The 9,571-nt window shown below is 63.8% G+C and carries 10 protein-coding genes; all 10 read right to left on the bottom strand.

Annotated features, from left to right (window positions below; translation table 11 throughout):
• Positions 1-409: helix-turn-helix domain-containing protein (locus E2583_RS19790; protein WP_291597939.1), on the bottom strand; the 409-nt coding region annotated here is incomplete at its 3' end.
• A 161-nt stretch (positions 410-570) separates the two neighbouring features.
• Positions 571-1,347 (bottom strand): SDR family oxidoreductase, encoded by a 777-nt coding sequence (locus tag E2583_RS19785; RefSeq protein WP_003060420.1) that lies wholly within the window; start codon positions 1,345-1,347, stop codon positions 571-573.
• 314 nt (positions 1,348-1,661) lie between these two features.
• The gene (locus E2583_RS19780; protein ID WP_291597938.1) at positions 1,662-2,420 is read right to left on the bottom strand and encodes a 5'-methylthioadenosine/adenosylhomocysteine nucleosidase; all 759 of its coding nucleotides are present in this window, start codon (positions 2,418-2,420) and stop codon (positions 1,662-1,664) included.
• Between the two features lie 120 nt (positions 2,421-2,540).
• On the bottom strand, positions 2,541-3,527 hold the full coding sequence (locus E2583_RS19775) for a tripartite tricarboxylate transporter substrate binding protein (protein ID WP_291597937.1): 987 nt from the start codon (positions 3,525-3,527) through the stop codon (positions 2,541-2,543).
• A 191-nt stretch (positions 3,528-3,718) separates the two neighbouring features.
• Positions 3,719-4,519 (bottom strand): aspartate dehydrogenase, encoded by an 801-nt coding sequence (locus E2583_RS19770; protein ID WP_291597936.1) that lies wholly within the window; start codon positions 4,517-4,519, stop codon positions 3,719-3,721.
• A 42-nt stretch (positions 4,520-4,561) separates the two neighbouring features.
• Positions 4,562-5,368 (bottom strand): IclR family transcriptional regulator, encoded by an 807-nt coding sequence (locus tag E2583_RS19765; RefSeq protein WP_291597935.1) that lies wholly within the window; start codon positions 5,366-5,368, stop codon positions 4,562-4,564.
• Positions 5,369-5,373: 5 nt separating this feature from the next.
• Positions 5,374-6,252: an alpha/beta hydrolase gene (locus tag E2583_RS19760; protein ID WP_291597934.1), complete on the bottom strand. Its 879-nt coding sequence runs from the start codon at positions 6,250-6,252 to the stop codon at positions 5,374-5,376.
• An 8-nt stretch (positions 6,253-6,260) separates the two neighbouring features.
• Positions 6,261-6,794 (bottom strand): cupin domain-containing protein, encoded by a 534-nt coding sequence (locus E2583_RS19755; protein WP_291597933.1) that lies wholly within the window; start codon positions 6,792-6,794, stop codon positions 6,261-6,263.
• A gap of 236 nt (positions 6,795-7,030) precedes the next feature.
• Complete coding sequence (locus tag E2583_RS19750) at positions 7,031-8,707, bottom strand: long-chain-fatty-acid--CoA ligase (protein WP_291597932.1); 1,677 nt, start codon at positions 8,705-8,707, stop codon at positions 7,031-7,033.
• 223 nt (positions 8,708-8,930) lie between these two features.
• Positions 8,931-9,571, bottom strand: a 641-nt coding sequence (locus E2583_RS19745) for a class II fructose-bisphosphate aldolase (protein ID WP_291597931.1), incomplete at its 5' end; no start/stop codon positions are given.

Below are 9,571 nucleotides of genomic sequence, written 5' to 3'. Positions count from 1 at the left end.
GCGTGACCTTGGCCACATAGACGATGGAGCGGCCGTCGCGCACCACGATGTTGCAGGGGAAGCGGATTTCCTCGCACAGCCGCGCGATCACGGGCTGACCCAGCTCGGTCAGGTCCATGGAGGACAGGAACTCAAAGCCCAGACGCAGCACGGACAGGCCCAGCCGGTAGTCGTTGCCGCCCTCGGCGCGCTGAAGAAAGCCCATGCTCTCCAGCGTGTTGAGCATGCGGAACACCGTGGCGCGCGGCAGCTGCAGGCGGCGCGCCAGCTCGGGCGCGCCCAGCGTTGCGTTGTCGCGGCCGAACTCCTGCAGCAGGCGCAGACCGCGCTCCAACGCGGGCACCATGTACTTGTCGGAGCCGCCGTCCGGCGCGCCACCGGTATCTTCAGGAATAGTGGAAGCAGACATATCCAACTTTCGGTTCATTCCAGCTTGTTGCGCCCAAGCCAGAAGCTCCCCCGCTGCATGCACCGTTTCTGTCGCCAGAGACAGCAAGCAAGGGCCGCCCCGCAGCGAGGCTGTCGTCCCCCTGGGGGGAAGGCGCGCAGCGACTCGGGGGGTAATTCATATCAGTTCATGACGAAGCCGCCGTTGACGGGCAGGACCTGGCCCGTCACAAAGCGCGCACCGTCGGACAGCAGATAGGACACGGCACCCGAGACATCCTCGGGCCCCTGCTCGCGCTGCAGCGCGCGCTGGTCGATATAGAGGCGATGGCGGTGCTCGGGCACGTACTCGGTGGCCTCGACCAGCACCAGGCCCGGAGCCACGGCATTGATGGTGATGGCATCCGCGCCCAGCTCGCGAGCCATGGAACGCGTCATGGCCATCACGGCGCCCTTGCTGGCCACATAGGCCATCAGGTTGGGTGCGCCCCACATGGCAGTGTCGGAAGCCAGATTGACGATGGCACCGCGACCGCTGTCCTTGAGAGCCGCGCGGCAGGCACGGGTCATCAGCCAGACGCCGCGCACATTGACGTTCATCACCTGGTCCCATTTGTCCAGGGCAATGTCGTCCATGCCCTTGCCGCCAGAGTCCGTCACGGCCGCGTTGTTGACCAGGCCATCCAGACCGCCGAGGGTCTGCACGGCCTGCTGTGCGCACTGTTCTATGGAAGCCGGGTTGCTGGCATCAAAGGCGACGCCGTGAGCCTCGAAGCCCATGGCGCGCAGCTTGGCAACGGCTTCGTTCAGCAATTCGGCGCGCAGATCGGCCATCACAAGCTGCGCCCCCTGCTGGCACAGCGTCTGCGCAAAAGCAAAACCCAGGCCGCGCGCAGCGCCGGTCACAAGGATCCGGCGCCCAGCGAGCTGACCGGTGGAAGGCATGGTGTTGAGGGTCATCTTAAACCTTGTTTGTTTCAAATATGAAATGACACTTTTTTCTTGAAACAAGCCTGCAGTTTAGTGAGCCTTCTTTTGAGTCAATACCCGGAGAAACCCGTAGTCCGCAGCACACAACGACATACGGGCGTAAAAAAACCGCGACAAGCGCGGTTGAAAGGAAAACGGGGCAACAAAAGGTATCCGGCCTGCGCCGGTGGCAGGCCGGATCGAGATTCATCAAGATGGATAGCTTTCACGCCTGCCAGTAAAGGCATCCAGGCTCAGAACCGCATGAAGATGCTGTGCATGAGGCGATCAAAGCCACCTGAAAGCTAGCTTGTCATCTGCGCCGTCACTGGCGTGCGGCGCAGAAAGTCCAGCACCATGCTCTGCGCGTATCGGCTGGCGACCGTGCGCACGAAATCCGAGAAGTCCACATGGGCGCTGTCATCCGCACGGTCCGAGATGGTGCGCATGGCGGCAAACGGCATGCCGTAATCCAGGCAGGTCTGGGCCACGGCCGCGCCCTCCATCTCCACGGCCAGCACGACATGGCCTGCGGCCTCCAGATCGGCCTTCAGCCGCGCGCTGGCCTGGTGCGAGCCGACAAACTGATCGCCGCTGGCAATCAGGCCCTGGTGCACGCGGGCCGAGGCGTAGTCCGCCACGATGCCCGCGCGCAGTGCCGAGTCGGCGGCCTGCACCAGTCTGTCCGTCGCCGCCTCGTCGCAGGCCAGGGTGCTGCGACCGTAGCCGGGCAGTTGCCAGCGCGGAAAGATCGGCGAGGCATCCATGTCATGCTGCAGGAAAGTCCGCGCGATCACCACATCGCCCACATTCACATCCGCGCCGATGCCTCCCGCCACGCCGGTGAACAGAATGCCGCGCACACCAAAGCGCTCGATCAGCGCGGCAGTGGTGGTGGCGGCGGCCACCTTGCCTATGCCCGACAGCGCGCACACCACCTCATGCCCGTGCAACCGGCCCAGCCAGAAGTCGCGTCCGGCATGGCGCAGGCATTGCATGTCCTGCATGGCGTCGACCAGGCCGTGTTGTTCTTCGGCAAGAGCGCTGAGAATGGCGAGCGTCATGGATGGGGGTACTCCGGAACATGGGCCAGGCGGCCCTGGTGAAAGCACGAAAGAAAGCACAAAAGCGGCACCAGGCCGCTTTTGGAGGATGCGCAAGAGGCGCGATTAGAGCACGAGGGCTTATTGCGCCTCGATGTCATGACTTTTGATGATGGGCGCCCAGAGCCCGGCTTCCTTGCGGATCAGCTCGCCGAAGGCCTCGCCCTTGACCACCCAGGGCGTCATGCCCTGTGCCTTGAGCTGATTGAGCGCCGCCGGGGTCTTCAGAATCTTGTCGATATCCTCGCCCAGCTGCTTGACCACCTCTGGCGGCGTGTTCTTCGGAGCCAGCACGCCATACCAGGAGGAAATGGCAATCCCCGGCACGCCGGCTTCGGCCAGGGTCGGCACATTGGGCAAGAAGCCCGAGCGCGCGCCGTCGGTCACGGCCAGCGCGCGCAGCTTGCCCGACTGCACATGGGGCAGCACGGTGGGCAGATTGGCCACGATCATGGGAATGGTGCCGCCCAGCACATCGGTCACGCCCTGGGTCGAGCCCTTGTAGGCCACATGCATGATGTCCGCGCCCGACTTGTCCTTGAACAGCTCGCCGGCCAGATGCAGGCTGGAGCCCACGCCGGGCGAAGCGTAGCTGATGGAGTTGGGCTTGGCCTTGGACAGCGCCACCAGCTCCTGAACCGACCTGACCGGCACCTGCGGATTGACCGCAATGACATTGGCCGTGCGCCCCATGGAAGCCACAGGCACGAAGTCGCCGAACACGCTGTAGGGCAGCTTGGGCATCAGCGTCGGGTTGATGGTCAGATTGCCCTGAGGCACGACCAGCAGCGTATGGCCGTCGGGCTTGGCGCGCTTGACCATGTCGATGCCGATATTGCCGCTGGCTCCGGGGCGGTTATCGACGATGGCGGCCTGCTTGTAGTGCTCGGTCAGGCCGGTCGCCAGAATGCGCGCCAGGATGTCCACGGGACCGCCGGCGGGAAAAGGGGCAATGATGGTGAACTGCGCGGCGGAAAGCTGCTCGGTGGCGGTCGCCGCATGAGCGACGGGCAGGGCCAGGACGCTGGCCAGTGCCAGGCAGGATTTGAGAAATTCGGAGCGTTGCATGAGGGTTCCAGAGGGTGGAGATGTCAAGCCGACCGAGGTTCGATGCGCGCCCTGTTTGACGACGCGCAAGGAAATATTCGCACAGGCGTGACACCATGCTGAAGTGGGGAGATCTGCTTGCAGGTTTCAGCAACAAGCAAGAGAGGTGCCAAGCCGACAAAGCACACGACGCATGCCGGCCCGGCGCCGTATCAGATGGCCAGCGGTGCCACGTTGTTGAGTACCGCGCGCACAACGCTGTACACCGTCAGCGCCGATGTCTTGGGATTGGCCGCCAGCGGCTTGCCGCGCATGGTCAGCTCCATGGCGCCGAACGCACCCCGCGCCTCGACCTGGTGCACGTTCTCGTGGACGCCAGGATCGGCAAACAGACGCACCATGGTCTTGTCCAGCCCCAGTCCGGCCAGCGACAAGGTGGCCGCCACATTGGCATTCTTGGGATAGAGCTGTGCGGCCTCACGCGCCGAGCCCTCGAAAATGCAGAAGGCCTCGGTCAGGCCGTCCAGATCACAGACCTGCTCGGCCGGAGTGCCGCTCCAGGCCTTGGGCGGCTTGCGCCCCGTGTAGACCACCGTCTCCAGTCCGCCGACACGCGCCGCCGCCAGGGCATCTATGCCGCCGATGGCGCCCGACAACAGCTGGGCCTGAGTCTTGCCGGCCTCGGCCGCCGCCTGTACACGCTCGGCCATGCCCGGGGCACTCAAGGCGCCTATGGATGCGATGACCGCCGGGATGCCGCGCGCCAGAGCCGGCAGCACATGCTGTTCAATGGCGGCATGGCCTGCACACTCCACCAGCAGATCCGGCGCCGCGTCGGCGGGCAAGGCCTGCACCAGCTGCGCCTGCGGCGCCAGACGGGCCGCTGTCTCGCGCACGGCTCGCGTGATCTCGGGAACCAGCACCCAGCCCACCTGCAGCCGGGTATCTCCGCTCAAAAGCTCCAGCACACTGGAGCCAATCGCGCCGCAGCCGATCAAAGCAATATTTTTCATCTCTAGCCTCCTGAAAAATGCGCTGGCCCGGCGTGAAGAGGGTCAGCGCAAATGGTCCGGGTGCTGCTGGCGCAAATGGGCTGACAGCGCTGCTGCCGCCGCTTGCACCTTCTCCACCCAGAGCTGGGTTTTTTCGGGCCCCAGCTCGGTAAACGGAATGGCCATCGCCAGCCCCGCCACCACCCGCCCGTCTGCAGCGCGCACCGGCGCTGCAATACTGGAAACACCTGGCTCGTAAAAGCCCTCGCCCATGGCGTAGCCACGCTCGCGGTCCTGGGCCAGCAGGCCCAGCAACTCGTCGATATTGCGCGGCGTGCTTTCGGAGAACTGGGGCAGTTCCTCGCCGCCAAACACCGAGCGCAGCTGCGCGCCATCCATGTCATGCAGCAGCGCTCGCCCGAGGACCGTCGCATGCGCCGGCAGACGCGAGCCCACGCGTACCGCGCCCTGGAATGCTCCGGACGGAGTGATGCGAGCCACGTAGACCACGGAAGTGCCATCGCGCAATGCGAGGTTGCTGGTCATGCCCAGTTCATCGCACAAGGCCTGCAGCACAGGCTCGGCCAGTTGCGCCAGCGGCTGGGTGGACAGATAGTCATAGCCCAGTCGCAGCACCGCGAGACCGAGCCGGTATTCGGTGCCGCTGCGCTGCAGATACCCCGAGTTTTCAAGCGTGGTCAACATCCGGAACACCGTGGAGCGCGGCAGATCGAGCTTGCGCGCCAGCTCGGGCGCACTCCAGACAGGGTGCTCCGGGCCAAAGCAGGCCAGCAGTCGCAGTCCTCGCTCGAGAGCGGGCACGGTATATCGGTCTTGGTCGTTGGTTGAAATCTCTGGGGTTTCGCTCATGGCAATCAGCTGGTGTTCGGGCAATAGCTTTGGTTCAACAAAGATGCCAGCCTATGCGCAACCTCCTGAGGTTGTTCCACGGGTGAAGCATGACCGGCAGCCGCAAGCGTACCGTAGTGCGCGCCCAGCAACTCGGACCAGGCTTTGCAAGCTGCAGGCGGAGTCACCACGTCGTGCTCGCCGACCCAGACCTGAACCGGCATGCCCAGCCTGCCCTGTGCCTGCGCCAGATCGCTGCCGCAGAGCAGCTCGACCGCCTGCGCATAGCCCTGAGGCTGCATGCGTGCCGTATTCCAGCGCACCCAGGCACGCACGGCCTCGGTGGCCTCGGAAGACACCAGACGCTGGTCGATGACGGCCGCCAGGCCGGCGACACCTTTCTCGGCCAGCGAAGCCAGACGTCCCTCGCGCACCTTGGCTTGCTGCTCGGCCTTGGCCGCTGCGCCGTAACCGCCGGCCGGGCTGATGAGCACCAGTTGCTCGACCAGTCCGGGGGCCGCCGTGACTGCCAGCCTGGCAGCCATCAGGGCGCCCAGGGAATGACCGACCAGCAGACAGCGCCGCACGCCCAGCACCAGCAGTGACTGGGCCAGAGCCTGCGCATAGTCGGCATCGGCAGGCGCCGGCTTCGCCAGCGGCGTGGACGCGCCATAACCGGGCGCATCCCAGGCCAGGACACGCACTCTGCCAGCCAGCTGCAGTGCCACATCCAGCCAGGATGCCGCCCCGGAGCTGATGCCATGCAGCAGCACCACCGCGAAGTCCGAGCCCTCATCGCCTGCCTCGCGCCAGGCAACCTGGGCACCCTGCGGAAGCTGTACCAGTCGCTCGGGAAATCCGGTCTCCAGCAGCTGCAGTTTCCGCGACAGCAAATCCTCGTGCATGGCGCAGCTCAGCGCTTGATCTTGGCCAGCGGATGCTCGGGCGGATAGGTCGGGGTGACGGGCTTCTTGGCGCCCAGCATCACGCACATCAGCGCATCCTCATCACCGACATTGATCTCTTCACGGTACACGCCGGGCGGCACCGACACCACATCGCGATCGGTCAGGATGGTCTCGAAGCGTTCGCCGTCCTTTTCCAGCACCAGCTTGAGCTTGCCGCGCATCACAAAGAATACTTCTTCGACATCGGTGTGCAGATGCGAAGGACCTTCATGGCCGGCAGGAATCACCATGGTGGAGAAGGTGAAGTTCTCCGACGGGATGGTGTTGCTGTCGGAGGCCACGCCCGTGCCGCCGGTGCCGATGTAGCGCATCTGGCCGCGGCGGTACTTGGGGTCGAAATCGGCCTGGAACTTCAAGGCATCGAAGTCGTACTTGCGCGTGGCAAAACGCGCAATGCGTGTGTTCATCCAGTCTTCAAAGCTGGAGCCCTCGGGGCGGTCCCAGCTGCGGGGGCTGCTGTCTTGTGCGCTATCGCTCATATGTCTCTCCTGAAACCGTTGGTGAACACAAAAAGCAGCATGCTTTTTGTTTTACTAATAAAACCAGGTTCATTTGGCGAAACAATTATAGGAAAACTTGGCCGAGGGCCACAAGCACATTTCTTTGCCAGCAGGGTCTTGTCGTCTTTGCATCCGGGCAGGCGCCTGTGGTCGGCATAAAAAAAGGAGCGCCAAGCGCTCCTGTGAACTCGCCTTGAAGAACAAGATGAAAACTCTCAGGCGTCGCGCAGCTCCCTGCGCAGGATCTTGCCCACGGGGGTCTTGGGCAAGTCGGTGCGGAAGACAATGTGGCGCGGGCGCTTGTAGCCGGTCAGGTTCGCATGGCAGTAATCGCGGATGGCCTGCTCGGTCAGCGCCGGATCCTTTTTGACGACGATGAGCTTGATGGCCTCACCGGATTTCTCGTCGGGCACGCCGACCACGGCACACTCGAGCACGCCGGGGCAGTTGGAGACCACATCCTCCACCTCGTTGGGATAGACGTTGAAGCCGCTGACGATGACCATGTCCTTTTTGCGATCCACGATCTTCACGAAACCGCGCTCGTCCATGGTGCCGATGTCCCCGGTCAGGAAGTAGCCGTCTGCCGTCATGACCTTGGCAGTCTCGTCGGGACGCTGCCAGTAACCGGCCATGACCTGCGGGCCCCGCACGGCGACTTCGCCGGGCTGGCCCGGCTCGGTCACATCCAGGCCATCGCTGTCGACCAGCTTCACATAGGTGCTGGGCAGGGGCACGCCGATGGTGCCCGAGTAGGCCGTGGCGGTGACCGGGTTGCAGGTGACCGAGGGACTGGTCTCCGAGAGGCCGTAACCCTCGCAGATGGGGCAACCGGTCTTCTTGAGCCACAGCTCGGCCACAGCGCTCTGCACGGCCATGCCGCCACCCACCGACACCTTGAGATGGCTCCAATCCACGGTGTCGAAGTCGGGGTGGTTGGCCAGCCCGTTGAACAAGGTGTTCACGGCCGGAAAGCTGTGGAAGCGGTGCCTGGACAGTTCCTTGAGCGTGGCCTTGAGATCGCGCGGATTGGGGATCAGCACGGTCTTTGCGCCGGTGCGCATGGCCAGCATCATGTTCACCGTGAACGCGAAGATGTGATAGAGCGGCAGCGCGCAGATGCAGGTGGGCTGTTCGCCAGCCGGCACCTTGTTCATGGCCGGCTCGTTCCAGGCTTCGGACTGCAGCACGTTGGCGATGATGTTGCGGTGAAGCAGCGCCGCCCCCTTGCTCACCCCCGTGGTGCCCCCCGTATATTGCAGCAGCGCCATATCGTCGGCCCTGAGCACCGGCGCGTTCAGGCTCGCGCCGCGCCCTCTGGCCAGCGCATCCTTGAAGCGCACGGCACCGGGCAGGCTGAAGACCGGCACCAGCTTCTTGACGGAGCGCACCACGTAGTTGACCAGCATGCCCTTCAGAAGGCCCAGCTCGTCGCCCATGGCGCAGAGCACGATATGCTGAACGGCGCTGCCCTGCATGCCGTCCTGCAGCGTCTTGGCGAAATTCTCGATGATGACGATGGCCTTGGCACCCGAATCCTTGAGCTGATGCTCGAGCTCGCGCGCCGTGTAGAGCGGGTTGACGTTGACCAGCACAAAGCCGGCACGCAGCACTGCGGCCACCGCCACCGGATACTGAGGAATATTGGGCATCATCAGGGCCACGCGGTCGCCGCGCTGCAGTCCCAGGCTTTGCAGATAGGCCGCAAAGGCCTTGCTCTGCGCATCGACCTGGGCAAAGGTCAGCTCCTTGCCCATGAAGGAATAGGCCACCTTGTCGGCATGCTTGGCAAATGCCTCTTCCATCAAGGCCACCAGCGATGGATACCGGGACGCATCGATGTCCGCAGGCACTCCCTCCGGATAGGCACTCAGCCAAGGACGCTCACTCATTCTTCTGTCTCCGTGTCATATGTCCGATCCGGCCATTGTGATAAAAAGCACGGTCGTTCGATACTGTAGTAACCCTAGGAAACATGCAGCGTCACCTTGGTAACAGCGGTAGCAGGCGCACAAAAAAGCCCGCAGGGGCAAGGCTGCGGGCTTTGGGGCTTTCAGCCATCAGCGCTTACGGTAAAGCGCTGACAGCCATCCAGCGGGATGTGCTTGACCAGTCTTACTTGACCAGTTGTGCCAGATCGCCGGCGGCGTACTTCCTGGCCATTTGTTCCAGGCTGTAGCCCTTGATCTTGGCGCCCTGGCCTTCGCAGCCGAACTCGATGTAGCGGGCCTTGCAGACCTGCTTGGCCGCTTCGCGGGCAGGCTTGAGCCATTCGCGGGCGTCGAACTTGTCGGGGTTCTCGGCCAGGAACTTGCGCACCGCGCCGGTCATTGCCAGACGGATGTCGGTGTCGATATTGATCTTGCGCACGCCGTACTTGATGGCTTCCTGGATCTCTTCCACCGGCACACCGTAGGTTTCCTTCATCTTGCCGCCGTACTGGTTGATGATGGCCAGCAGCTCCTGGGGCACGGAGGAGGAGCCATGCATCACCAGATGGGTGTTGGGAATGCGGGCGTGGATTTCCTTGACGCGGGAGATCGCCAGGATGTCGCCGGTGGGCTTGCGGCTGAACTTGTAGGCGCCGTGGCTGGTGCCGATGGCGATCGCCAGTGCGTCCAGTTGGGTGGCCTTGACGAACACGGCAGCTTCTTCGGGATCGGTCAGCATCTGGCTGTGGTCCAGCTTGCCTTCGGCGCCGATGCCGTCTTCTTCGCCGGCTTCGCCGGTTTCCAGGTTGCCCAGGCAGCCCAGCT

This window comes from Comamonas sp. (assembly GCF_009360615.1).
Taxonomy (GTDB): domain Bacteria; phylum Pseudomonadota; class Gammaproteobacteria; order Burkholderiales; family Burkholderiaceae_C; genus Comamonas.
The sequence above is the reverse complement of the archived record's forward strand: the minus strand, read 5'-3'. Positions and strand labels throughout refer to the sequence as shown.